This is a genomic window from Paenibacillus lycopersici (assembly GCF_010119935.1).
Taxonomy (GTDB): Bacteria; Bacillota; Bacilli; order Paenibacillales; family Paenibacillaceae; genus Paenibacillus_Z; species Paenibacillus_Z lycopersici.
In genome coordinates this window covers 404,012-429,985 of the sequence record NZ_CP048209.1, presented here as the reverse complement: position 1 = coordinate 429,985, position 25,974 = coordinate 404,012, and the positions used below count along the sequence as shown (strand labels likewise).

Sequence of the window (25,974 nt, the reverse complement as noted above, 5' to 3'; positions counted from 1 at the left end):
GGGAAGCCGGCCGGATGACGAACGGGAATGGTATGCCGGATGGCGTGACATGATAAATAAAGAAAGGCACCAAGTGGGGTGCCTGCCAGATTCCGGATTCCCGGTCGTTATGAAACGGCGATCCCTTGCAGCGCGCTCATGACGGCCTTGATGTCCGGGCAATGCATTGTCGGTAGTTGACGAATTTCGCCAAATGCGAGATTATAACATGTAGGGCTCTGAACGGGCTTGTTCCGCTCCGCCCGGGCGGAGACGGATCGGCTCCGGATCGGACCAACGGACGGCAGTACGTTGCTTTGCTATAGAGAACCAAATTGAATAGGTGTAGGAGGAAATTAAACATGGCATTGGAATCAATGAAGGGCATGCTTAACAAAGCACTCAAAGAAGGTTATGCCGTAGGCCAGTTCAACATCAATAACTTGGAGTGGACGCAAGCGATCCTCGCGGCGGCTCAAGAAGAGCAATCCCCGGTGATCCTGGGCGTATCCGAAGGCGCGGCTCGTTACATGGGCGGCTTCAAGGTCGTTACGGCCATCGTCAAATCCCTCATCGAAGAGATGAAAGTCACCGTTCCGGTTGCGATCCATCTGGACCACGGTTCAAGCGTGGACAAGTGTAAACAAGCGATTGACGCAGGCTTCACGTCCGTCATGATCGACGCGTCGCATGATCCGTTCGAAGAGAACGTTCGCATTACGAGCGAAGTCGTTGCTTACGCGCATGAGCGCGGCGTTTCAGTTGAAGCCGAGCTCGGCACTGTCGGCGGCCAAGAAGACGATGTCGTCGCGGACGGCGTTATCTACGCGGATCCGAAAGAGTGCAAAGAGCTTGTCGAGCGCACGGGCATCGATTGCCTCGCGCCTGCTCTCGGTTCGGTACACGGCCCTTACAAAGGCGAACCGAAACTGGGCTTCAAAGAAATGGAAGAGATCTGCCAAACGATCCAGCTTCCGCTCGTGCTTCACGGCGGCACTGGCATCCCAACCGAGCAAATCAAGAAATCCGTTTCGCTCGGCACGGCGAAAATCAACGTTAACACCGAGAACCAAATCGCGTTCACCAAAGCAGCTCGCGCCGCTCTGGCCGCCGACGCCGAAGTATACGATCCGCGTAAATTCATTACGCCGGGCCGCGAAGCGATCAAAGCAACGGTTATCGGCAAGATCCGCGAATTCGGTTCTTCCAACAAAGCCTAATTCAACCGCCTGCATATAAGCCCGACCGCAAGCTGCGACGGGCATGTCCAAGCCGCTTCGGCGTCATCTACGGATGACGCGGGGCGGCTTGTTTGTTAGGCCGCTCGCCGGATGGCCATGCTATCCGGTTCGTCGTGCATGACGGACCTTACGCATGCGACGGAGAGCCGTACCACAGCTCCCGGAACGTTTCGCTGGAAGCGAGCAGCTGCTCGACCGTGCCCTCGCTCTCGATCCGGCCGTCCTTCATGACGATAATACGATCGGCATTCGCCAGCGCGGAGCGGCGGTGGGAGACGACGAGGCAGGCGGCGTTCCCGCGCCCTTCGAACAGCCGCTCCCACATCTTCTGCTCCGTCTCGACGTCGAGCGCGCTCGACACGTCGTCGAATACGTAGAGCTCCGCTTCCCGCACGAGCATGCGCGCCGCGGCGGCCCGCTGCATCTGGCCGCCGGACAGCTTGACGCCCCGCGGGCCGACGACCGTCTCGAGCCCCCGATGCAGATGGGCGATGTCGTACTCCATGACGGAGTCGTGCACCGCGCGATCCAGCGCGCCTCCCTCGTCCCGGTGGCCGAGCAATATATTGTTGCGCAGCGTGTCGCTGTACAGCCGCGGGATCTGGGCGGCGTACGCGCTGTGCGCCGGCGTGAAGAACGTGCCGGGATCCTCGACCGGCTTCCCGTTCCACGTAATCGTTCCCGCGTCCTTCGGCAGCAGGCCGAGCAGCGCCCGGATGAGCGTCGTCTTGCCGGAGCCGATCGCGCCGGTCACGACGGTGAACGAGCCGCCCGCAAGCTGAAAGCTAATATCCTCGATTCCCCGGCCGGTGTCGGGGAACCGGTAGGACAAGCCCGATACTTCCAGCGCCTGCAGCGGCTCCTGATCATGCGGGCGCCGGTTCTCCGCGTCCGCCGTCTCCGCGTCCGCAGGCCGGCTGCCCTTGCGAAGCAGCAGCGTGCCCTTCGCGACGAGCGCCTTCGGAGATGCGCCCTGCAGCAGCTCCAGCATCCGCGCCAGCGCCACGGTCATCAGCTTGAAATACGTCATGAACTTGCCGACGTTGGAGATGACCTGCGTCACGAACGTCAAGTAGTACACGAACAAGGAGAAATCCCCGACCGTAAAGTCCCCGCTGCGCATCTTCGTGCCCGCGAGCAGCAGGATCAAGCCAATGCCGAGGTTGACGCTGTTCGAGAAGACGGCGTCCAGCGCTTCCCCGAACAGCTTATCCTTCAGCATCGTCTTGCGGCGGTCTTCGCCGAAGCGCCGGAACCGCTCGATCACGCGCTCCTCCGCGCCGGCGACCTGAATCGCCTGCACGTTGCTGAACATTTCGCTGATCGCGCCCGTTACGCGGGCCGTCGATTCCCGGCTGGCCCGCCGGTACTTCTGCAGCCTCGAGGTCGCCAGCTGCGCCACCGTCACGACGATGACGAGCGGCAGGAAGACGAGCAGCGTCATCTGCACGTCGATCTTCAATAGTATGTAGCTCGATACCGCCGCGAAGCAGGTCAAGCCGAACACGTCGACCGACCAGCTGACGGCTTCCTCCGTCTGATCGACATCGTCGCGGAAGTAGCTGATCGCCTCCCCCGGCGACACCGGAATCGCCCGCGCGCCGGGCTGCTTCAGGATATGCCCGAGCAGGTTGCGGCGCAGAATCATCGCCATGCGGAAGCGGTACTGCACGTCGGTAATGCAGCCGACGTAGATCATGGCGACGCGCGCCAGCGCTGCCGCAACGAGCAGCGCGATGAGGCCCCATGTGCCGATCTTCAGCGTATCGTCGCCCGTCAGCGAGTCGAAGAACTGCTGCAGGATCAGCCCGGGCGCGATCGGGATCAAATAATGAATCGTCCACGCCAGCGCGTTCAATGCATACAGCAGCGGCCGGAACGTGATGAGCCGGATCAGGAATTGAAACGTCGTCATGCGAGCACCTCCTCAAGCCCCGTCGCCAGCATCGCGCTGAAGCGCGACTTCGGATCGGCCGCCAGCGCCTCGCGCCGCCCCGACTCGATCACGACGCCGTTCTCGAGAATCGCGATCCGGTCGGCGCGCTGCACCGTCGCCAGCCGATGCGCGATAATGATGCAGGATCGGTTCGCGAGCAGCTTGCCGATCGCCTCTTCGATCCGCTGTTCCGTCAGCGGGTCCAGGCGGGACGACGCTTCGTCCATGATGATGAGCCCCGGGTCCGTCAAGAAGACGCGGGCGAAGGCGAGCAGCTGCGCTTCCCCGGCGGACAGCCTGCCGCCGCCCGAGGCCAGCATCGTGTCCAGTCCTTCGGGCAGCGAAGCATACCAGCCCCCGAGTCCGAGCTGCTCCAAGACGGCGACGATGCGCGCGTCGGGCACCGTCTCGTCGTAGAAGGTCAAATTGTCGCGGACCGTGCCTTCCATGATCTCGATATTCTGCGTCACCATGGCGACCCGCCGGCGCAGCCCGCTCAGCTTGTATGCCCGAATGTCGGTGCCGCCGAGACGAACCGTGCCCTGCTGCGGGTCGTAGAACCGCAGCAGCAGCCGCGCGATCGTCGACTTGCCGCTGCCGGTCCGCCCCAGCAGCCCCAGCACCTCGCCCGGCGCAAGCTGCAAGCGCAGCTCGCTCAGCGTCGGCTCCTCCGCGTTCTCCTCGTAGGAGAACGTGACGTCGTCGAACGCGACCGCGAGCGGCCCTTCCGGCAGCGGCGCGCCGGGGCCGTCTTCGATCCGGGAGCGCGTCTCGAACAGCGACCGGATGCGCGAAATGCTGGCGTCCGCCTTCTGGAGATCCTCCATTTGCGTGCGGATCTTCTCGATCGGCTTCGACAGCAGCTCCGTGTAGAAGAAGATCAAATACACGGTGCCGAGCGAGATCGCGTCCGTCTTCCATAGATACGCGCTGATCGCGAACGCCATCGCGTTGCCGAGCGTGAACACGATGATCGTCGTGTTCCACATGGAGGCGAAGCCGAGGAACGCCCGCTGCCGCACCCGCAGCATGCTCGGGAGCATGCCGTAGAACCGGCTCATCACGAAGCCGGCGGCGCCGTTGGCCCGGATGTCCTCCGTGCCTTCCATCTGCTCGCCGATGAACCCGTACAGCTCCGCGCTCGCCTGGCGCCAGTCCTTCCAGAACGCCCCGTTGTACTTGCGGATCTTCTGGATGATGAAGACCGCGGCAATGACGAACAGGGTCATGCCCGTTCCGATCAGCCAGCTCTCCCGGAACAGCAGCGCGATGATGCCGACCATGAGCAGCAAGTTGCCGAGCAGATGGATGATCATGCTGGAGAAGAAATTCGCGAGCGCGTTCACGTCGCCGTCAACCCGCTCGATAATGGCGCCCGACGTCTGCGACTTATGGAAAGGCATGTCAAGCGACAGGCAGTGCGCCGCCAAGTCGCTGCGCAGCTCGTTCGTCGTCTTCCAGCCGAGATTCTCGCTGAAATACGCCGCCAGCACGGAAATGCCGCCCTGCAGCACGGAGAAGCCGATGAACAGGCCGGCGGCGACGAGCAGCGGCTGGAGATCGCTGCCCGCCTGAGCCTTATCGATGAAATAGCGGATAATCTGCGGATTGACGAGCTGCAGGCCGATCATCAGGATGAGCAATGCCGCGAGAATCCATAAGGTTTGCCGCTGTGGCAGCAAATAGCGCCGGAGCAGGTCGGCGTATTGCCCGCGGACCTTCGATTGCCGGTTCATGCCGTATCCCCCTAAGTATAGAACATGCGTTCCTGTTGGATAACTATACCATAGATCGGCGTCATTCGAACAGGGGTCGCCGCGTACGCTTTACCTCCCCGGCCGGCCCGTATACGCGAATATAGCCTCCACCGCTTGACGATACCCGCCCGATCGCCGGAACGATTCCCCGATCGCCGCGGCGGCCGCCCGATAAGAAGCGCCGCTTGACACGCGATCCGCGGCCTCTCGCAGCTGTGCGGCCGTCAGGCCCTGCATCCGCAATTGAACGCCTGCCCCGGTACCGGCGACCTGCCCGGCGATGACCGGCTGATCCGCGCCTTGCGGGATGGCGACAAGCGGAACCCCGTAATACAGCCCTTCATGGACGCTGTTCATACCGCCATGCGTAATGAATGCGTCCGCGTGCCGCAGGACGTCCGTCTGCGGAACGTAACGGCTCACGATGAAGTTGGCGGGAATCTCCCCTAAATCGGATAGCCGGGTACGGCTTCCGACGGACATGACGACCGTATATGCCGTGTTCCCCAAGGCTTCGAAACAAAGCCGGTAAAAATCCGCCGCCAGGTTGAACACGGTGCCGAGCGAGATGTAGATGACGGCCTTCCCCTCGAGCGCGGACAAGTCGAACGGTTCCGGCGTGTAACGCGAAGAGATGGAGGGGCCGACGAACGCATACGACGGGTCGAACGCGTCCCCGTCGGGCTGAAACGCCCTCGTGGTATAGACGAGAGTAAGCGGCGCGGGATTGCACCACGCTTCATAGGGCGAACGGATGTCCGCGCCGTATTGCTCCTTCACCTTAGCGACAAGGCCGCGATAGGTATCATATAGAGGCTCGGCTATCGGCGCCGGGACTTCCTCCGCGAAGGATTGCATCATCGCCTCGAAGGAAGCCTCGGTCTGCGCGAACGACGTGCACGAGCAAATCGCGGGAAGCTTAAGGATTTGCGCGAGCAGGCGCCCGCAGCCGAACATGGAATCGTGGATGATGTAGTCGAACCGCTCCCCCCGGATTTGCGCAAGAACGGCCGGAATCACGATATCGGCCGTAAGCAGCAGGCCGTTGATGCGCTCGAGCACGTAATTTCTTCCGCCCGAGATGAACGCTTGAATAAACTTTTGGCCGTCAATGGTCAGCACGGAAGCGCCGGCCTTCTCCAGACGCTCCCGGAACGCCTCTATCGCCACGTACACGACCTCGTCGCCGCGCGACACAAGCTCCCGCACGACGCCGATCGTTGGATTGATATGTCCCTCCGACCCGCCGTTAATAAACAATACGCGCGCCATATCCATCACTCCTTTGGTAACAATTCGTTCTACTTAAGGTTTATACACGGGATCGCCGTTCCCTGCCATGAGAACCGGAATGGCATCCCATTCATCATAGTATACCGTTCGATTATCGCCAAACGGCCCTTGCCCGCGGCGCATCGTGCCTGCTCCTTCCAACACTTGCCGTCCCGCGGAGGCGCGCGCCGGATCTACTAATGCGCCCGGCGGCATAGCGCAAGCGAATACCCTCTTCGAAGCAAAACAAAGCCGCATCCACTGAGCGCGAAACGGATTACGCTCGATGATACGGCTGTTGCTTATCCCTGTCTATATATACCTATTGCCCGACGCGCGACTACCCGCTCCGCGATCCAGAACGAGCCGCAGCCTGCCTGGCCGGAGCGCCGGCCAGTCTCGCCTTCGCCGCTCGCTAGTTCAACTGCCGCTTGATGAAATCGGCGAATTCGATGCCGAGCTTCCTGCACGCATCGAAGTCCTCGATGCCCGGACACCGGTCCGCCTTGACGGTCCGCTGCATCACGGCGGCCCCCCGGTTCTCAAGGCGCTTGGACAGCATGTCGCCCGCCACGGCGAAATAGCGGTAAGAGGAGTCCCCGCAGCCGAATACGGCGGCCCGCTTGCCCGACAAATCCATGTCGCGCATTTCGTCGTACAAGTCCAGGAACTCATCCGGCAAATCGCCGTCGCCCCACGTGTACAAGCCGAACACGAAGTTATCGTAGACGTCCAGATCGGACGCCGAAGTATCGATCGCTTCCTTGACCTCCACGGCCACGCAGCTTTCCAGCAAGCCTTCCACGACGCTGTCCGCCATATCTCTCGTAGTGCCGGTCATGCTGGCATATACGAGCAGCACCTTAGGATCCAATTCGTTCACTCCTTCAGCAATTCTCAATTAATTGATACTGATAATCATTATCAATTAATTCATAAGCATTGTCAACGCGATCCATGCTCCGTCCTATATAAAAAAACGACTGCCCGCTCCAATCGGAGAACGGACAATCGCGTTCCTTCCTTGCCGGTAACCCCCGGGCTGCCCGCTCCGGTACAGCCGTTCCCCGGGAAGCCGCATCGTTCAAGAGCCGGCGGCCCTTATACGTTCAGCGCTTCCTTCAGCTTATCCGACGAGCGCTCCCACCATTCCGCGTTATGCGAGACGAGCAGCTTCTTGAGCGCCTGCTTCTCTTCCGCGCCCAGCTCATCGAGCATGAAGCGCCGCTTGATGGCGTAGTCGAGGTTGTTCACGTGCTGCGCGAGAATCTTCCAGCCGCGCCGCGCTTCCGAATCGACCAGCATCGGGCATGCCGTCGCCCCCGCATAGAAGGCGCCTTCCTCGTTCCGGTCCACCGCGACCCATACGATCCAGCACGGGCGGCCGTTCGGCACGTCTTCCTTGTTCGTGCTGAACTTGATGCCGCGTTCGATCTTGCTCTTCGCGTGCATCGCGCCGACGTCGATGTAGGCCTCGCCGTTATCGATCATGACGCAGGCGACGTCGCTCAGATCGATCGTCCCCGCGCCGAACCCTCTATGTTCCTTATTGCTCACCACGTTGAGGGAAAGCGACTTCTTCTCTTTCTTCTCCGGCGGCCGCTGATTATTGTCCTGCTCGCTCATCCTATCGTTCAACTCCTGTCCCAAGGTGAAACGGCTGTCGCCGTCCTGCTTGCGGCTTGCCGCGTTTCATTCCGGAGAAATACAAGCGTATCTATAAGCCGAAAACTTATAAAGGCTTATATTTCAAGCCTTCCTCGAAAGCCTTGAATTCCGCGTGCGGCGCGGCTTCCGCCATTCCTTCGAACCCGTCCGCACATTAATTCCATTTTAGCTAATAATCCCGGAAAAGCAAACATATACATGCTTTAGAAGCTTGTCAACGGGAGGGAATCATGTCATGAATCCACGTTACGCCAAACGTATTCTGCTCTTCGCCCTCGCCGCCGTCATTATCGGCGTCACGGCGAGGCAAGGGTTCGGGAATGCCTGGGTCTCGCAATATACGTTCGCTTCCGTCCCCGCGAAGCAAGATGGCGCCCCTAAGCAGGCAGCGCCGCCGGCCCCGCAGGAGCCGGACAACGTCATGCAGCCGAAGCCCGTCGCGCTCAGCAAACGCGTCACGGAGTACCACATCGACGTCACGCTGCAGGAGAGCACGCACATGCTGCAGGGCGAGCAGTCCGTCACGTGGACAAACCCCGGCAAACAGCAGGTGTCCGAGCTGTATTTTCACTTCTATCCGAACGCCTTCCGCTCCAAGGACACCACCTTCATGAAGGAGTCCGGCGGACAGCTGCGGGAGGACAAGGCTACCGCGGACAGCACGGGCTACATGAACCTGCTCTCGCTCCAGACGACGGAAGGCTACAGCCTCCTGCCGCGCCTGCACTTCGTCCAGCCCGACGACGGCAATCCGAGCGATCTTACGCTGGCCAAGCTTAAGCTGCCGACCCCAGTAGCGCCGGGAAAGAGCGTCACGCTGCGCATGAAGTTCGAGGTGAAGCTGCCCGAAGTGTTCGCGCGCATGGGCTACGCCGGCAATTTCGTCATGGCGGGCCAATGGTTTCCGAAGCTGGCCGTGTACGAGACGGCGGGCACGAGAGGCCGGACGACGGAAGGCTGGAACGTGCACCAGTACCACGGCAACTCGGAGTTCTACAGCGACTTCGGCATCTACAGCGTGAAAATCAACGTCCCTTCCGCTTACAAGGTGGCCGCGACCGGATTTCAAGCGAAGGCCTCCGTCGTGAAGGACGGCCGCAAGACGTATCAATTCTACGCCGACGACGTGCACGACTTCGGCTGGTCCGCTTCCCCGGACTTCGTCTATTACGAAGAGCCGTACTCCACGACGGGCGTACCCGGCGTGCGCATCAAGCTGTACCTCGATCCGCAGCACGCCGATTTGAAAGACCGCTACATGCACGCGGCCAAGTCGGCGTTGGCCAAATACGCGCAGTGGTACGGGGAATACCCGTATACGACGCTCTCCATCGTCGTCCCGCCCAAAGGCGGCAACGGCGCGGGCGGCATGGAATACCCGACGCTCGTCACGGCGTTCTCGGCGGAGAACAGCAACCCCGGCTACGACCTGGAGCGCACCGTCGTGCATGAGATCGGCCACCAATACTGGTACGGCATGGTCGCCTCCAACGAATTCGAAGAAGCGTGGCTCGACGAAGGCTTCACCTCCTACGCCGAAGACAAAGTGATGGAGAGCGAATACGGCGTGGCGCCGAATCTGCCCGTGGAATCGAGCTATATGACCGATCCCGCGCCGCTGAAGCAGCTGTCCTGGTCGTATCAAAGCAACAACCACTACGCCGAGAACGTGTACATCCGCGCCAAGCTCGTGCTGATCGGCATCGAGAAGCAGGTCGGCGAAGCGACGATGCGCAAGATCATGCGGACGTATTTCCAGAAGTTCAAGTTCAAGCACCCGTCCACCGCCGATTTCCAGAAAGTCGTGGAGTCGGTGACGAAGACGAAGTGGAACGACTACTTCAGCCATTTCGTCTACGGCGACGCCATGTCGGACTACTCCGTCGCTTCGATTCACGTCAATCCGGTCAAGCAGGACGGGAAGCAGCTCTTCGAGAACGTCGTGCTCATCAAGAAGAGCGGCGGCAGCGTTGGTCCCGTGACGATCATGCTCCATTTCGCGGACGGTACCGTCATGCCGAAAGTATGGGACGGCCAGGACGCCCACATTCAGATCAAGATCGTGCACAGCGCGAAGCTGCTCTGGGCCGCGGTCGATCCGCAGAACGACAACGTGCTCGACAACAAGCACATCAATAACTTCATGAAAGCCGATCTGGACGCGAAGACGCGCACCCGCTGGAGCGTCGGCCTCTCGAAGCTGCTCGAGACGCTGTTCTCCTCGCTTGCCTGGTAATCCACTATGAATGAAGGAGGTGACCTCACGAATGAAGACGCATATCAAGCAAGGCTGGCAATTGACGACCAAGCACTTCTATATCATCATCCTGCTGTTTCTATATGAGCTCATATGGGGCTTCTTCCTCTACCGGACCATCGAAGGAATCGCGGTTCCGCTGCTCAAACGGTTCCCCGACTCGTATGCGGCCAGCAGCAGCGCGATCTCCCTCTTCTTGACGGAAGCGCAGTTTCAGCTGATGAAGACCGATCTGATCCGCCCGTACGCCCTGCTGTTCTGCGGGCTGCTGGCCGGGCGGATGATCGTCACGCCGTTCCTGAACGCCGGGCTGTTCCACTCGCTGCATCATGCGAACGACGAGAAAGGAACGACCTTCCTGAAGGGCATCCGCAAAGCATGGAAGCCGGTCGCCCTGCTCTACCTGGCGGAAACGGCGCTCACGCTCGCGCCCGCCGTCTGGCTGCTGCCGAATGCGCTGAAGCTGCTCTTGTCGAGCGGATCGCTCATCCAATTCGCGCAAGCCGCCGGGCCTTGGGCAGGCGCCTGGCTCCTCTGGGCCGTTCTCGTGCACCTGCTCTTCCTCGCCATGCAGTTCGGCGCGGTGACCGGCAGCGGCTCCATGCGGGCGCTCTGGAGCGGCATCGCGAACCTCGTCCCGTTCGCCTGCATCTCGTTCCTGATGTGGGGCATCGGCGCCCTGCTGAGCGTGACGGTCGCCTCCGTCTCGCTGCTGTGGGCCGGCTTGCTTGCGCTCATCCTGCATCAAGGCTACCAGCTGCTGCGAACGATCATGAAGGTGTGGACGGTCGCCGCCCAGTACGACGTCTGGCAGTCGAAGCAATCCTGAGCGGATGCTTGCCCTCCGGGTAGCTCGCCGGACTGGCCGCCCGCAACCGCCGGCACCGCCCTTTATGCGGCTGAGCCGGCAAGCCATTATGCGTCCAACGCACCATGCGCCTATGAGCCCCTTCGGTCCCGAAGGGGCTCATTCATTGTAGAGAAATCCAGGTTTGATGACACGGAATGGCTCGTAAAACCGGAACGGCAGTCCTCGGGCTTCTGGCGGCCGCCTCCACATTCCCCAGCTTAGATTAAGGAGAGTTGGCAGCAGCACTGTCTTCGAAGCATTGCATCCGGACAGGAAATCCGCTATCGGCCCCTATTCATGGTTTTTTTATATGTTCGCGGACATAGGATCCTTTATTTCGTCAAAGAGGCAGACCTTCGATGCCCTCCGGAGACAATAACGAATTCTGTGTCCTTTCGCCAGCCCAAACCTACCGATTTCCACCAAATAACGGATTCTGTGTCCGTTGCCCATGAAGACGATCTAGACGGCATGGGCAACGTCGAAGAAACGTATACTTTCCCGACAGCCTGTAGCCCCTTCGGTCCCGAAGGGGCTATTTTGGCAGTTCGCGGAGCGGCGGCCGCAGACAAGATGCAACAGAACGTCTCCAACGATCCGACATCGTGACGAACGCTTCAAAACATCCCGAAAACGGCGCTATTATACGAAAATGAGAAATAAAAGGTTGCACTCTAATAATTTTAATTTGTGAACAAAAGGTGAACTCGGAAGGAGATGCGACAAAATGATCGAATAATTCTCCCTGTGAAATGAAAATTTTGCCGAATTCCCATATCGGGAAACGGGGGAACCATTCTGGGTGAATTGATCCCGACAGGCGCATGAGCTCGAGCGCGCCTGCCAGAGGCGATCATAGGGAGCCTTCAACCGAACCCCACAGCTAACCTCGTAGGCACTGGAAGGAGTTTCCCGTTTTGAAGAAGTTCTCCGCACTTTTGATCGGACTCGCGATGCTATTCGTATTCCAAGCTGGCAGCGTTTTCGCCAATTCGAAGATGGATGGCGTCATCAGCGATCTGATCGGCACGCCCTACGTTTACAGCGGCACGACCACGAAAGGGTTCGACTGCTCCGGATTCACGATGTACGTGTTCAAGAAACTCGGCGTCGACATTCCGCATGCGTCCCAATCGCAGGCTCGGCTGGGCAAGAAAATCGCCAAGGGCGATCTGATCCCTGGGGATCTCGTATTCTTCAATACGACAGGAAACGGCATCTCGCATGTCGGCATTTATGTCGGCGACGGCAAATTCGCGCACGCTTCTTCCAGCAAAGGCGTTACGATCAGCGGCCTGGAAGAATCTTATTATTCGAAGCGCTACGTAACCGCGCGCCGCGTCATGAGCCCGCAGACATTCGATAAATATGCCGACGATCCTTCCGACGAACCGGGCGACAACGATTCCGATTAATGCAAGACGATGAATTACATATGTTCGGCGGAAGGGCAGCCCTCTCCGCCGGCAATGCAGGCAAAGCCGCAGCCGCTTCTCTCCCGGGACAAGCAGCCGCGGCTTTGCTTGTTGACGGCGCCTAGGCCCGCTCGTAGCGGACCCACCAGAAGGTCGGGCCGACCTCGACGTCCAATGCCCTGGCGTGCGGCATGAACAAGTCGCGCAGCTGATCCGGCGTCTCGCAGCCTTCGCCCCGGCGGTCCGCCAGCACGACGGTCGCCCCGGACTCGAGCCGGTCATGCCATGCGTTCAGGAACGACGCCCGCTCCTCGCCCGTCAGCTCCCCCAGGCAGAAGCAGGCCAGACCGGCCTTGAACTTCTCCTCCACCGCACTCAATTCCGCCTGCTTAACCGCCACCGATACCGGCGTCTTCAGCCGCGGCGCCCTCGGCCCCGCGACGCGCAGCACGCGCCTGCCGGCAAGCGTATCTTCCACCGCGTCCTCCAGTCGTCTCCATTCCGTGAACCGCTTCTCCAGGCTGTCCCGCCATTTTGCCATCTTCTCGTTACCTCCCGCAGCCTCAGCACCGTCGCTGATGTAAAACTATATGTATGCGCATGAGCTTGCTTATTGACCTGTCAATTGGCTGCGTCGCGGTTTATTCGGGCGTCTAGAAAGGAATCGATTGCGACATGATGAATACTAGCATGATAGAGTAGGCACTGTGATCTCGCCCATCGGTTCTTCCCATCGGTTCTTCCATGAACAAATAAGGAGCTGTTATCCGCATGAACTCTTCTTCCGATGCCCTCGCGGGCTTCCATACGACGCTGGCCGGCTGGTTCACCCGGACCTTCGGCGAACCGACTCCCGTCCAGCAGGACGCCTGGGCGTCCATCGCCGCCGGCCGGCATACGCTGATCGCCGCTCCGACCGGCTCGGGCAAGACGCTTGCGGCGCTGCTGCCCTGCCTCAGCCGGCTCGCGCTGGCCAAGGAGCAGGCCGCGGCGCAGGACGAAGCTTGGTCCGCCGGCGTGCGCGTACTGTATATTACCCCGCTTAAGGCGCTGAATAACGACATCCAGTATCATTTGGTCGATTTTATGAACCGCATCGAAGCGTACGCCGCCGAAGAGCCGGGCGGCGCCTGGCCGGGCATGCGGACGGCCGTCCGCACCGGCGATACGCCGCCGCGCGAACGGGCCCGCATGGCCAATCGGCCGCCGGATGTGCTTGTGACGACGCCGGAGTCGCTCTACCTGCTGTTGACGTCGGACAAGGGCCGCCGCATGCTGCGGATCGTAGAGACGGTCATCGTCGACGAAATCCACAGCCTCGCCGGCGACAAGCGCGGCGCGCATCTGTCGCTCTCGCTGGAGCGGCTGGCTGCGCTGTCGCCGCATGCCGTGCAGCGCATCGGCGTATCGGCGACGCAGAAGCCGCTGTCGCGGGTCGCCCGGTTTCTGGGCGGATGGGCGCCGGAACCCCGCGGCGGGTTCGGGAACGGTACGCGGGATAGCGCTGCGCTTGAGGCCGGCGCGAAGATGAACGAAGAGACGGCATTGCAAGACGTTTCACTGGACAGTGCTGCCCGTGGAACCGGCGCGATGAGCGGCGAGAAGACAAGCTCCGGCTTGACGCGGGCGGAGACGGGCATGCGGGACGGTGAGCAGGATGACGCTGCACGCGAGGCCGCCGACATGCGGTCCGCGGCCGGGGTTATCCATCCGCTTGGCTACAAGCCGCGGCCGGTCGCCATCGTGGAGAGCGCGATGGTCAAGTCCATTCAGGTGCGCGTCACGATGCCCGACCTGAGCCAGCCCGTGCGCTCCCGCGACGGCATCTGGCAGCCGATCGTCGAGCGCATCGCCTCGCTGATGGAGGGCATGCGCTCCGTGCTGCTGTTCGTGAACAGCCGCCGGCTGTGCGAGCGGCTCGTGCTGCGCCTGAACGAGCATGCCGGCCGCGAGCTGGCCCGCGCCCACCACGGCAGCCTTGCCCGCGAGCGGCGGCTCGAGGTCGAGCGCATGCTGAAAGCCGGCGAGCTGCGCTGTCTCGTCGCCACCTCGTCGCTCGAGCTCGGCATCGACGTCGGCCACGTCGACCTCGTCATTCAGGTCGACTCGCCCAAAGCCGCCGCCGCGGGCATCCAGCGCATCGGCCGGGCGGGCCACGGCGTCGGCGACGTCAGCCGCGGCTATATCCTCGCGCGGCAGCGCAGCGAGCTGCCGGAAGCGGCCGTGCTATGCCGCAATATTACGCGCCGCGACATTGAAGCGATCGAGCTCCCGCACGAACCGCTTGACGTGCTGTCGCAGCATATCGTCTCCATGACCGCGGCGGCCGAGACGACGGCGGAGGCGCTGTACGGCCTCATCGTGCAGAGCGAATGCTACCGCACGTTCCCCCGGGAACGGCTCGTATCGGCGCTGAAGGTGCTGGCCGGCTTCTACCCGTTTGCCCGCCCGCTCGTCGACTGGGACAGCGACACGGACAGGCTGCGCAAGCGCGCCAATACGGCGATGGCTTCCGTGACCGGGGCCGGCACGATTCCGTCCACCTCCAATTACCCGGTCCATCATGCCGACAGCCGCGTCCACCTCGGCGAACTGGACGAAGAATACATCACGGAAAGCCGCCCCGGCGACGTGTTCCAGCTTGGAACGAGCTCGTGGATGATCAGCCGGATCGAGAACGACCGCGTGTACGTGCAGGAAGCGCCGAACCGGTTCAGCGAGATCCCGTTCTGGAAAGCCGAGGCGAGCAGCCGGAGCGTGGAAGTCGGCGTCCAGCTCGGCGCCTTCCTGGAGCGGCTGGCCGACCGGCTCGGGCCGGCGCTCCCGTCGGAGGAGCCGGACCCCGCGTCCGGCATGAACATGGAGCGCGAACGCGAAGAAGCCGCCATCGCCTGGCTGGATACCGAGTACGGGCTCGATCACGCTTCCGCCGGGCAGCTGATCGACCTGGCGCGGGCGCAGCAGCGGACGGTCGGTCTGCCGACCGCGCGCCGGATCGTGATCGAGCATTACCGCGACCTGTCCAACCAGACGCGCATCATCATTCACAATCCGCTCGGGCGGCGTTTGAACCGGACATGGCTGTTGGCGATCCAGCGGCATTTTCAGCGGCTGCTGCCCTATTCGATGTACGGCAACGCCAAGGACAACGGCATCGAGCTCGTCGTGCCGGAGTGGGACGCCTCCTGGCTGCAGACGCTGTGGCAAATTACCGCGGCCAGCGCGGAGCCGCTGCTGACGGAGGCGATCACGGGCTCGCCCCTGCTCGCCGTCGCGTTCCGCCGGATCGCGGAAACCTCGCTCCTGCTCTCGCGCAGCTTCACGCGCACGCCGATCTGGCTGAAGCGGCTGCGGAGCGAGGAGCTGCTGAAGCAGGCGCTGCCGTATGCGGCGCATTTTCCGTATTTGGAAGAAGCCATGCGGGAATGCCTGCATCACTACCTGGACACGAACGGACTCGTCCGGCTGCTGGCGTCCATCGCCGCGGGCGATGTCGCCGTGTCGGTCAAGGAAGTGAACGCGCCTTCGCCGTTCGCCGTCCATTACATCTCGGATTACGCGACGGCGATGGTATACGAGGGCGACGGATTAAGCGAAGCGACGCAGCTGCAGCTGCTCAGCGTCAGCAAGTCGCTGGCCGGAGAATTGTTCGGCCAGGACGCGGTACGGCAGGCGGTCGATCCCGCCGTCGCCCGCGAGGAGGAGGCGCGGCTGGAGGCGGTGCGCCAGCCGCCGGCCAGCGCGGACGAGCTGTTCGGGCTGCTCAAGCGGCGCGGCGATCTGTCGCGCGAAGAGCTGGCCGCGGCGGCAGGCCGCGATGCGGACGCCTGGCTGGCGGCGCTCGGCTCCACCGGGCGGACGCTCGAGCTCGACTTCGGACGCGGGCAGCGGCGCTGGATCTGCGCGGAAGAGCGCGAGCTGTACGCGGCCTTCCCGCAGAGCGAGGCTTCGATCGCGTTCGTCGCCGGCCGCTTCGCGGATCATCGGCTCTCCTTCACCGAAGCAGAGCTGCGGGAGCGCTACCCGCTGCTCTCCGCCGAGGACGCCGCTCGCGTCGCGGATACGCTGCTCGCGCTGGACCGCACGGAGCACGCGCCGTTCGCGGACGACGCGGAGCGGATCTGGACGAGCCGCAGCGTCGCGCGCCGGCTCATCCGGCTGACGCTGGAGCAGGCGCGGAAACAGGCGGAAGCGATCGATCCCGTGGACTGGATGGCGCATATGTCGCGGCTGCAGCATGCGCTGTCGGGGACGCAGCTGAGCGGCATCGACGGCTTGCGGCTCGTCATCGAGCGGCTGCAGGGCTTCTTCCTGCCGGCCTCGCATTGGGAAACGCTCATCTTCCCCGCGCGGGTGACGGGTTACCGCAAAGATGACCTCGACCTGCTCTGCGCCTCCGGCGAGGTCATCTGGCTCGGCCGCAAAGCGGACGGCGAGAAGGAAGGGCGGATCGCCTTCTTCCTCGCGGAAGCGAAGCCGCTCTACGCGCCGGTCATGCGGCAGGCCGACCGGCCGGACGAGGCGTCGAAGCATCCGGAGCTGCTTCGGCTGCTCCGGACGGGCGGCGCGAGCTTCCTGACGAAGCTGAGCCGCGAATACGGCAAAGTCCCGTCGGAGCTGCTGGCCGACCTGCTCGACCTCGTCTGGGAAGGCGCCGTCTCCAACGACCAGTTCGCGCCGCTGCGCCTGCAGCTCGCGACCAAGGGCAAGCAGCTCGCCCGGACGGGCTCCGGTCTCGGGCGCTGGTATTGGACGGGATCGCTGGCGGATGCCGCCGAGGAGGCCGAAGCCGAGCCGGGCCGCTTGGGCGGCATGAGCGGGCCGGGCGGGCTGGACGGCATCAACAATCCGGGCGGCAAGGCAGATGCCGCCGCCGGCTTCGGGCGGGCGGACGCCGTGACGGGCGGCAGTCCGCTCGGCACGGCGGCATCGGCGAACGGGCTGCCCGCCCCGGGCGGAAGCCCGCACGGCGCAGAGCGGGCGGACGCCGGCGGCACGTACTCGCTGGCGAGCGACGGCGGCGACGGCATGGCGGCTCGCGAGCTCGGCGCCGAAGCGCTGCGCGCCGTCAGCTCCGACCTGTCGGAGTCGGCGCTCCACTGGACGCAGCATCTGCTCGACAGCTGCGGCATCGTGTCCAAGGAGCTCGTGCAGCAGCTGTCGCCTTTCGCCTGGGACGAGCTGATGCCGGTGCTGAAGCAGCTCGAGCAGTGGGGCGTCGTGACGCGCGGCCTGCTCGTGGAAGGCGCGGGCTCGCTGCAATTCGCGAGACGCGCGGGCCTCGACGCGGCGCGCCTTCCGCCGCCGGAGCAGGATGGCGCCGCCATCACGATGCTTGCGGCGACGGACCCGGCGAACCCGTTCGGGCTGGCCGCGGACTGGCCCGCCGCGCGCGGCTCCGGCTTCGCTCGCAAGAGCGGCAGCTTCCTCGTGCTGCAGCGGGGCGAATGGCGTTACTGGCTGGAGAGCAACGGCAAGCATATCATCGAATTGACGGCCGGGCCGGAGCCGCCGGACGAGCTTCCGGCCGGGGCTTCCGCAAGCCGACGACAGGAAGAGGAAACGGCCGCGGCCCTGAGAGAGGTATTCCGCACGCTGCTGCGCCAACAGAAGCTGAGCAAGATCAAGATCGAGCGCTGGAACGGCGTGCCCGTTGCGGAATCGCCGGCATCCGGCATGCTGCGGGCGCTGGGCGCGGAGCGCGATGGCCGCTCGCTCGTCATCTGGCCGAGCGGCCTGCGGTAGCCGGACCGCCGCCAGCGCCCGGGACGGGCCATCCCCCGGCAGCCAGGCATCATCCGTACAGCGGGAAGGCTGCCTGGCCGGCCTGTTTTATACGTCTATATACGCTTATAACAACCGGGGGCATTCGCCTTAATCGCACGACTTACCAACCTAAGGAGGAATCATTCATGAATCATGCCATCGCCCAACGCAAAAGAGAGCTCGAAGCCTACCTCGCTCCGACCACGATCGATCACGCCGAGCTGAACGCCTTCTGGGACGCCGCCCTCAGCCGTTATGACGGCAAGCCGCTTGACGTGCGGCGCGAGCGAACGGAGTCGCCTTTCAACGGCGTGACGGTCGATCATCTGACGTATCAAGGCTTTGACGATACGCCGATCCATGCCTGGTTCATGGTGCCGGATGTCGGCCGCGGCGCGGACGGGGCACGGAACCCGCTCCCCTGCGTCGTTCTCTTCCCCGGCTATACGGACGACCGCGGTTACCCCGAGCGCCATGCAGGCTGGCTGCTTCAAGGCTATGCCGTCCTGGCCGTGGACGTCCGCGGGCAAGGCGGCGAAACCGGCAATCACCTGCCGCTTCGCAGCGGCGCCGTCAAAGGCTGGGTGTCCGGCAATGTGCTGGAGCCGGAGCGCTCGTACTACCACGCCATGACGATCGACGCGGTCCGCGCGGTCGACGCCGCCGCGGCGCAGCCCGAAGTCGACGGGGCGAGGCTCGCCGCCGTGGGCGCCAGCCAAGGCGGCGGCCTGGCGCTCATCTCCGCGGCGCTGAATCCCAAAGTTACGGCAATCGTCGCGGATATTCCGAACCTGTGCCATATGGATTTCGGCGTGCTCAACTCCAGCAGCTCGCTCGCGGAGCTGGCCCAGCATCTCAAGCGCTACCCCGAGCGGCTGGAGGCGGCGCTGCATACGCTCGCCCACTACGACATGCTGAATCTCGCTCCGCGGATCAAGGTTCCCGTGCTGATGTCCGTCGGCTGGAAGGATCCCGTCTGCATGCCGGAGACGGTCTATGCGGTCTACAACCGGATCGAGGCGGACAAAACGATCAAGGACTACCCGTTCAGCGGCCATGAAGTGAGCGAGGCACAGAACAGGGAACGGATTCTTTTCCTCCGCGAGCGGTTTCGCTAGAACCCGCCAAAACTAGCGATAGACGGGGTTTCCCGTTCCGCTATAATGGAAGTAATCGCCTGCCTTGCAGCGGGAAGAACCTCCGATGTCCGCCGTGCGCAGCGGGCAGCCGAGGTTCTTCGCCGCTTGATGGCAGCCGCATTAACGGCTCGCAGCGAACGGCTGTCATCCCGCCATTCTGCAATGCCATCAGCGCATGAACGGAAATGCTGAATGGCCAATGTACGGCATCGGGATGCCGATCGCGAACCAATAAAATAAGCCGGCAGCGGCCGGCAGGAGAAACGTGAGGAGGGATTCCGTGATCAAGCGCACGCTCGGCGAAATTTCATCCATGGCCGGCGGCATTCCGGCGGTTCCCGGCTCCGCGAACGTGGGCATCCAAGGCGTATCCATCGATACGAGAACGCTGCGGGCGGGCAGCTTGTTCGTGCCCATCGTGAGAATCGACGACGGCCACAACTACGTGAGGAAGGCATTCGAAGAAGGCGCGGCCGCTTCGTTGTGGCAGGCGGACCACGGACCGGCGCCTGAAGGATATCCGGTCATTGTCGTCGAGAATACGCTATCGGCCCTGCAGCGTCTTGCGCGGTCTTACCGGGAACGGCTCGGCTGCACGGTCATCGGAATTACGGGAAGCAACGGCAAGACGACGGTGAAAGACATGGCCGCTTCCCTGTTAAGCTCCGCCTTCCGCGTCCACAAAACGCAAGGGAACTTCAATGGCGAATACGGACTCCCCCTGACGCTGCTGAGCGTGAGGGAAGATGCGGAAATCGTCGTACTGGAGATGGGCATGAGCCAAGCGGGAGAGATGCGCGCGCTATCGGAAATCGCGAGGCCGGATATCGGCGTCATTACGATGATCGGCGTGTCCCATCTGTCGAACCTCGGGTCGCGGGAAGGAATCGCCGCCGCCAAGCTGGAATTGCTCGCGGGTCTGAATCCGGACGGAGCCTTGCTTATCAACGGCGACGAGCCGCTGCTGACCGGGCCCCTTGCAGGGATGGACTTGCCGGAGACGCTGTCCGTCATTCGCTTCGGCGAGTCGTCCGCCAACGATTATTACCCGCTGACGATCGACCCGCAGCCGTCCGGGTATTCGTTTACCCTGAACGACTCCGAGATGCTCTATTCCGTACCGCTGCTCGGAAGGCACAATGTGCTTAACGCGATTGCGGCGATCGCCGTGGCGGATCGCTTTCGGATTGCGCGTCAGGACATTCAGTCCGGCCTGCTTCGGCTGGAGGTTACCGGCATGAGGATGGAGCGAATCCTCTCCCCGAATGGGTTCTTGATTATCAACGATGCCTGGAATGCGAGCCCCGTATCCATGAAGGCCGCGATCGACGCCGTATCGGATCTGGAAGGCTTTCGCCGCAAGGTGCTGGTGCTTGGCGACATGCTGGAATTGGGCGGGCAAGAGGTCGAATTTCACGAAGCGGTCGGCAGGAGCATCGACAGGACCAAGATCAATGCCGTGCTTACCTTCGGCACCGTCAGCCGCCATCTGTCCGGCGTTCTCGCCGCATCGCAATTCGACGGCGTTCTGCAGCATTTCACGTCCAAAGAGGAGCTGATCTCGGCCTGCAGACGGCTCTTGCGGCCCAATGACGTCGTGCTCGTGAAAGGATCGCGCAGCTTGAGGCTGGAGGAGGTTTGCGACGCGTTGACCAAGCCGTGGCCGGGAGCGGACCCTAAGCCCTGACGGCCCGCCAAATCGTTCACGCTGACGGTCGATACGCGAGAGATACGGGACGGAATCGTGCACATTCCCGGCGGTGACGAAGGCATGGGTAATCAGGCAGGCTCGTGCCAAACTGCGTCCTGGAGCACGAACCGGGGGCCTGTTGGCGCTTCGCCTGCGTGGCATGGACGGCTGTTACCGTTCCGAACCAGCCGGCTTCATGACGGCTGGTTCACGATGCGTCCGTTGATGCAAAGAAGCGGACAGGAGATCCGTTATTCGCTGCTTGATCACGTTTTTCCGTGTGCCCGCGGACAGGAGATCCGTTATAGCGGCTGATTAGTATGTTTTCGCGATCATTCGGAGGCATTAACGGATCCTGTGTCCGTATGCTGCCCCGAAAGCCCGATATTGCCAAAATTAACGGAACCTCCGTCCGCTAGCCTTCGAGAGGGGAACTTTTCCTTTCCATAGATCTGGTCCATAGATCTGGTCCACAGATCTGATTCATAGATCCGGCATAGGCGGCGTCGAACCTTCCCGACAGCCTGGCCGGACTCCCGTCGGAGTCCGGCTTCTTTCATTTATCGCGCCGTTCCCGCCACCACGCCGTCTGCGGATAGCGGTCCGCCATGGCGTCGACCGTCTCTCCGATCCTCGGTGTCGCAATCCGCACGCCGCGCGCCTCTGCAGCCTTGACCGCGCGCTCGACGGGATCGTCCCATGCATGGAAGCCGAGCGTAAATGCCGCCCAATGAATCGGAACGAGCAGTCCGCCCCGGACGTCGAGATGCGCCTGCACGGTCTCCTCCGGCATCATATGAATGGCCGCCCAGCGCTCGTCGTACTGGCCGCACTCCATCAGCGTCAGGTCGAACGGCCCGTATTTGTCGCCGATCTCCTTGAAATGCGGGGCATAGCCGCTGTCGCCGCTGAAGAACACCCGGCGGCGCTCGCCGAGTATCGCCCATGAACACCACAGCGTGCCGTTCCGGTCGAACAGCCCTCTTCCCGAGAAATGCCTCGCCGGCCCGCAGGCCAGCGTCAGCCCGGCGACCTGCGTCTCGTCCCCCCAGCCGTGCTCCGTGATTTTGCCGGGGTCCACGCCCCACCGGACGAGCCGCTGCCCGACGCCGAGCGGAACGATGAACCGGCGGGCTTTGTCGCGCAGCTTGCGAATCGACGCTTTGTCCAGATGATCGTAGTGGTCGTGCGACAGCACGATCGCATCCAGCATCGGGAATTGCTCCGGCGCGAGCGGCAGCCGCTGTCCGCTGTACCTTTTGCTGCCGACGAACGGCACCGGCGAGGGCGATGCCGAGAGCATCGGATCGAACAGCAGCCGCTTGCCCTCGAGCTCCAGCAGAAACGCGGAGTGGCCGAACCAGGTAGCCCGTACGCCGTCTTCCGGCGTCTCCGCGGACGGCGACAGCGGAACGACCGGGATCGGACCCGGCGGCCGGCGCCGCGCGTCCTTGCGGAGCGCGTCCCGAAGCATGCTGACGGTCGACCGGAAACCGGCCCCCATCGAGGTTGGCACTAAATTCTCATACTTCGCTTTGCGTGTGGATGCCATATCCGTTCAGTCCCCTATCTGCCGTGGAATGCCTAATGGAAGCAAGTATAGAGGAGCCGAATCGGGGAGTCAACGGACGCCGGACAAGTTGACACCTCCCCTGCATCCGGGTACAGTAAACCCAACATGGCATAGAGTAGAGGAGCTGTACGGGAATGAAGCTGGTGTCTTGGAACGTCAACGGGCTGCGCGCCTGCGTGACGAAAGGATTCATGGATTATTTCGCGGCCGCGGACGCGGATATCTTCTGCCTGCAGGAGACGAAGCTGCAAGCCGGCCAAATCGAGCTGGAGCTCGGCGAGGCGTACCATGCGTACTGGAATTACGCGGAGAAGAAGGGCTATTCCGGCACGGCGGTATTCACGAAAGCCGAACCGCTGTCGGTCCGCTACGGCATGGAAGAGGATTACGAACCCGAGGGCCGGATGCTCACGCTGGAGTTCGAATCGTTCTATCTCGTCAACGTCTACACGCCGAACGCCAAACGCGATCTGGCAAGGCTGGATTACCGGCTGGAGTGGGAAGACCGTTTCCGGAGCTATCTCGTGGAGCTGGATGCGAAGAAGCCGGTCATCGTCTGCGGGGATTTGAACGTCGCGCACGAGGAGATCGACCTGAAGCATCCGAAGCCGAACATGGGCAACTCCGGGTTCACGCCGGAAGAGCGGGGCAGGATGACCACGCTGCTGGAGGCGGGCTTCGTCGACTCCTTCCGCCATTTCTATCCCGATCGCGCCGACGTCTATTCGTGGTGGTCGTATATGCCGAAGGTGCGGGAGCGGAACGTGGGGTGGCGGATCGACTATTTCCTCGTATCCGCACGGCTTGCATCCGCGCTGACCGACGCGCAGATCCACTGCGAAGTCATGGGCAGCGACCACTGTCCCGTCGTATTGGAGCTTATGGATCAGGCGCTTACGGATCAGGCGCTCGCGGATCAAAGCGCGGCGGCCCAATAGAAGCGTCAGGCAAGCACACACGTCCGTCAGACAAAAGGCCCGCCGATGGCCGCGGTATCGTACCGCAGCCCGGCAGGCCTTTTATATTTGGCATCACGGACACGGCATCGAAGCGGACACCGACAATACATGGCCCGCTCCGAAGGCATTCGCGTCGTTCAATTTAATCGCCGGCGCCGTCCCACTCCCGCATGAATCGCTCCACGTAATCCGCCATATAAGCATGCCGCTCCTCGGCGATGGCTTTCGCGGCCGCGGTGTTGATGCGATCCTTCAGCTTCAGCAGCTTCTCGTGAAAATGATTGATTGCCGTGCTTTTCCCCGTCCGGTACTCGCTTGGCGTCATCGCATCGCGCGGCTGCAGCGCCGGATCATAGATCGGATCGCCTTTCCACCCGGCATAGAGGAACGTTCTGGCGATCGCGATCGCGCCGATGGCATCGAGCCGGTCGGCATCCTGCACGACCTGCCCTTCCAGCGTCCGCATCGGGGGATTGGCGCCGCCGCCAAAGGACATGTTCGCGATAATGTCCATGACATGCGCGCGGTCTTCGCCGCTTATCGGCCGGGCGTCAAGCCAATCCCGAACTTTGCGCAGCCCGCTCTCCTTGGAGTCGTTCAGCTTCTCGTCCGCCACGTCATGCAGCAGCGCCGCGAGCGAACAGACGAACCGATCCGCTCCTTCCCGCTCGGCCAGATGATTCGCCATCCGGACGACGCGGTGAATATGCCACCAATCGTGGCCGGTGACATCCCCGCCAAGCTCATAACGCGCGTACTGCTCCGCCGCCGCGAGAATCTCTTCCTTCGCCTCCGTTGTCATTCCGGCATGCCTCCTTTATTCCGCTAGGCCGCGGTTCTGAAGCTCGCGCCATACCGTCTTGTTGCTGTACTGCCGCTCGGAGCTGATGTCTCTGCCGAACCATGCCGGCGGAGCGAATGCATGCGCCTCCTCGATGGAATCGAATTCCACTTCCAGCACGGTCAATCGGATCTGGTCGTAGCAGTCGATTTCCACGACGCGGTCGCCCCATCGCGCCGTAATGCGATCCTTCGTCAAGGGGACGAGCTCCCGGCCGCTCGTGAGCTGCTCATAGATTCCCGGCGTAATCCCGTACTCGATCTCCTCCCGGGACAGCCCGTTCCCCGCCTTGAACGTATGCGTGTATTCAACGCCGCCCGTCGCCGCGTCCACGAGCCGCCGCACGCGCACCTCCTGCTGCTCGTCGATCGCCAGATACGTCTGATCGATCCGCTGTTTGGACAGCACCGTCAGCACGCCTTCCCGGATCAGGCCGTCCGGGACATCCGGCAGCAGAAACTTCCGTTCGATTTCCAAACCCATACCCTACAACTCCTTGCCAACCATAGAATGAGCTTATTATACCATTCGGGCAGAGAGCGCACACGGAGCGCGGATAACGGATTGAACTGTGAAACCGGATGCCGTCAAAGCTCCCGATATCGGCCGTCCGACAATCGGCGATTCCTATCATTTACAATTGCGGCGCGCGGTATATACTAGTATTGCAAACGCATTCATACCGAAACCAAGCGCTGGAAGAAAGGGGACTCATGAAGCGATGAAGCTTTCGCGGCAGCAAGTCGATTTTTTCAATGTATTCGGTTTTCTGAAATTGCCCGGTCTGTTCCGGGAGGATATTCAAGCGGTCACGGAACAGTTCGAACAGGTGCTGCAAGCCTATGAGAAAGTGATGGGGGCCCACGACGGGACGAAGCGATTGATGGTGCCTTGCGTCGATTCGAGCTATTACCTGTCCGGCCTGCTGGACGATCCGCGCATCGTCGGCGCCGCCTCTTCGCTGCTCGGGGACGACTTCAATTACTGGGGAAGCGACGGCAACTACTATACGGGCGACACCGGCTGGCATCCGGACGGGAACGAGCCCAAGTACCTGCATATCAAGCTGGCCTTCTACCTCGACGAATTGAACGGCGAGAACGGCGCGCTTCGCGTCATTCCCGGCAGCCACCGCGAGACCGACCGTTACGCGTTCGATCTGATGCGGACGCTGCGCAGCCCCGAGGAGCACTTCGGTCTGCACGGATCCGAAATTCCGGCGCAGGTGCTCGATGTCGTGCCCGGCGATCTGCTGATCTTCAATCATCGCACCCTGCATTCGGCGTGGGGAGGCGGAACCAAGCGGCGCATGTTCACGATGAATATGTGCGAGCGCTATAAGGAGGAGGATCTCGGCTTCCTGCGCAAAATGATTCTTCCGCATGTCGGCGCCAACGTCAGCCGCTACTACGGCGACGCGATGCTCGAAACGGCCGGACCGGAGCGGATGAAGCATCTGGAGCAACTCATTCACCTCTGGGACTGGGACGCCGTGACCAAGGATAAGCCGGCCTTCCAATACTTGAAAATATAATTACCCGGATGCCGGCGCCGACGCGTTTCCCGCTTCCCGTGACATGTACCCCTCCCGCCCGGCATATGCTTTCTTGAATGCCACTGAAACGGGGGGG

Annotated in this window: 18 protein-coding genes and 1 riboswitch; of the genes, 9 read left to right on the top strand and 9 right to left on the bottom strand. The window is 62.3% G+C overall.

Annotated features, from left to right (window positions below; all coding sequences use genetic code 11):
* Positions 1 to 341: 341 nt before the first annotated feature.
* Entirely contained in the window at positions 342 to 1,199 is an 858-nt protein-coding gene (locus GXP70_RS01935) for a class II fructose-bisphosphate aldolase (RefSeq protein WP_162354929.1), read from the top strand.
* A gap of 148 nt (positions 1,200 to 1,347) precedes the next feature.
* On the opposite strand, the gene GXP70_RS01930 is transcribed toward GXP70_RS01935, so the two are convergent.
* The 5 genes from GXP70_RS01930 to GXP70_RS01910 form a co-directional block, all read right to left on the bottom strand.
* Positions 1,348 to 3,135, bottom strand: coding sequence for an ABC transporter ATP-binding protein (locus tag GXP70_RS01930; protein WP_162354928.1), 1,788 nt, complete (start codon positions 3,133 to 3,135; stop codon positions 1,348 to 1,350).
* A complete protein-coding gene (locus GXP70_RS01925; protein ID WP_162354927.1) occupies positions 3,132 to 4,892 on the bottom strand; it encodes an ABC transporter ATP-binding protein in 1,761 nt (586 codons plus the stop codon). Before GXP70_RS01925 ends, GXP70_RS01930 begins: the two co-directional genes overlap by 4 nt.
* Positions 4,893 to 4,982: 90 nt before the next feature.
* Positions 4,983 to 6,185, bottom strand: a complete 1,203-nt coding sequence (locus tag GXP70_RS01920; RefSeq protein ID WP_162354926.1) for a macrolide family glycosyltransferase — start codon at positions 6,183 to 6,185, stop codon at positions 4,983 to 4,985.
* Positions 6,186 to 6,600: 415 nt separating this feature from the next.
* Positions 6,601 to 7,059 carry a flavodoxin gene (locus GXP70_RS01915; protein ID WP_225442633.1) on the bottom strand — a complete coding sequence of 153 codons (459 nt, stop codon included), beginning with the start codon at positions 7,057 to 7,059 and terminating at the stop codon, positions 6,601 to 6,603.
* 227 nt (positions 7,060 to 7,286) lie between these two features.
* Positions 7,287 to 7,811 (bottom strand): YwhD family protein, encoded by a 525-nt coding sequence (locus tag GXP70_RS01910; protein WP_162354925.1) that lies wholly within the window; start codon positions 7,809 to 7,811, stop codon positions 7,287 to 7,289.
* 277 nt (positions 7,812 to 8,088) lie between these two features.
* Here GXP70_RS01910 and GXP70_RS01905 point away from each other — a divergent pair, with 277 nt between their 5' ends.
* From GXP70_RS01905 to GXP70_RS01895, 3 genes are all read left to right on the top strand, one after another.
* Complete coding sequence (locus tag GXP70_RS01905; RefSeq protein WP_162354924.1) at positions 8,089 to 10,089, top strand: M1 family metallopeptidase; 2,001 nt, start codon at positions 8,089 to 8,091, stop codon at positions 10,087 to 10,089.
* Positions 10,090 to 10,120: 31 nt separating this feature from the next.
* Positions 10,121 to 10,939 carry a hypothetical protein gene (locus GXP70_RS01900; protein WP_162354923.1) on the top strand — a complete coding sequence of 273 codons (819 nt, stop codon included), beginning with the start codon at positions 10,121 to 10,123 and terminating at the stop codon, positions 10,937 to 10,939.
* A 773-nt stretch (positions 10,940 to 11,712) separates the two neighbouring features.
* Positions 11,713 to 11,873, top strand: a riboswitch (cyclic di-AMP (ydaO/yuaA leader).
* 4 nt (positions 11,874 to 11,877) lie between these two features.
* A complete protein-coding gene (locus GXP70_RS01895) occupies positions 11,878 to 12,375 on the top strand; it encodes a C40 family peptidase (protein ID WP_162354922.1) in 498 nt (165 codons plus the stop codon).
* A gap of 121 nt (positions 12,376 to 12,496) precedes the next feature.
* Here GXP70_RS01895 and GXP70_RS01890 read toward each other — a convergent pair whose 3' ends face one another.
* Positions 12,497 to 12,916, bottom strand: a complete 420-nt coding sequence (locus GXP70_RS01890) for a hypothetical protein (protein ID WP_162354921.1) — start codon at positions 12,914 to 12,916, stop codon at positions 12,497 to 12,499.
* A gap of 230 nt (positions 12,917 to 13,146) precedes the next feature.
* Here GXP70_RS01890 and GXP70_RS01880 point away from each other — a divergent pair, with 230 nt between their 5' ends.
* From GXP70_RS01880 to GXP70_RS01870, 3 genes are all read left to right on the top strand, one after another.
* Positions 13,147 to 18,120: a DEAD/DEAH box helicase gene (locus tag GXP70_RS01880; protein WP_225442632.1), complete on the top strand. Its 4,974-nt coding sequence runs from the start codon at positions 13,147 to 13,149 to the stop codon at positions 18,118 to 18,120.
* A 167-nt stretch (positions 18,121 to 18,287) separates the two neighbouring features.
* A complete protein-coding gene (locus GXP70_RS01875; RefSeq protein ID WP_162354920.1) occupies positions 18,288 to 19,259 on the top strand; it encodes an acetylxylan esterase in 972 nt (323 codons plus the stop codon).
* Between the two features lie 301 nt (positions 19,260 to 19,560).
* Complete coding sequence (locus tag GXP70_RS01870; RefSeq protein WP_162354919.1) at positions 19,561 to 20,967, top strand: UDP-N-acetylmuramoyl-tripeptide--D-alanyl-D-alanine ligase; 1,407 nt, start codon at positions 19,561 to 19,563, stop codon at positions 20,965 to 20,967.
* Positions 20,968 to 21,526: 559 nt separating this feature from the next.
* Here GXP70_RS01870 and GXP70_RS01865 read toward each other — a convergent pair.
* Positions 21,527 to 22,522, bottom strand: coding sequence for an MBL fold metallo-hydrolase (locus GXP70_RS01865; RefSeq protein WP_162354918.1), 996 nt, complete (start codon positions 22,520 to 22,522; stop codon positions 21,527 to 21,529).
* A gap of 155 nt (positions 22,523 to 22,677) precedes the next feature.
* Between GXP70_RS01865 and GXP70_RS01860 the strand changes: the two genes are divergently transcribed.
* Complete coding sequence (locus tag GXP70_RS01860; RefSeq protein ID WP_162354917.1) at positions 22,678 to 23,481, top strand: exodeoxyribonuclease III; 804 nt, start codon at positions 22,678 to 22,680, stop codon at positions 23,479 to 23,481.
* 163 nt (positions 23,482 to 23,644) lie between these two features.
* Here the strand turns inward: GXP70_RS01860 and GXP70_RS01855 are convergent, their stop codons facing one another.
* Together GXP70_RS01855 and GXP70_RS01850 are read right to left on the bottom strand one after the other, a co-directional pair.
* Positions 23,645 to 24,304, bottom strand: coding sequence for an HD domain-containing protein (locus GXP70_RS01855; protein WP_162354916.1), 660 nt, complete (start codon positions 24,302 to 24,304; stop codon positions 23,645 to 23,647).
* A gap of 15 nt (positions 24,305 to 24,319) precedes the next feature.
* Positions 24,320 to 24,826: a CYTH domain-containing protein gene (locus tag GXP70_RS01850; RefSeq protein WP_162354915.1), complete on the bottom strand. Its 507-nt coding sequence runs from the start codon at positions 24,824 to 24,826 to the stop codon at positions 24,320 to 24,322.
* A gap of 238 nt (positions 24,827 to 25,064) precedes the next feature.
* On the opposite strand from GXP70_RS01850, the gene GXP70_RS01845 reads away from it, so the two are divergent.
* Positions 25,065 to 25,877, top strand: coding sequence for a phytanoyl-CoA dioxygenase family protein (locus tag GXP70_RS01845; protein WP_162354914.1), 813 nt, complete (start codon positions 25,065 to 25,067; stop codon positions 25,875 to 25,877).
* Positions 25,878 to 25,974: the final 97 nt, after the last annotated feature.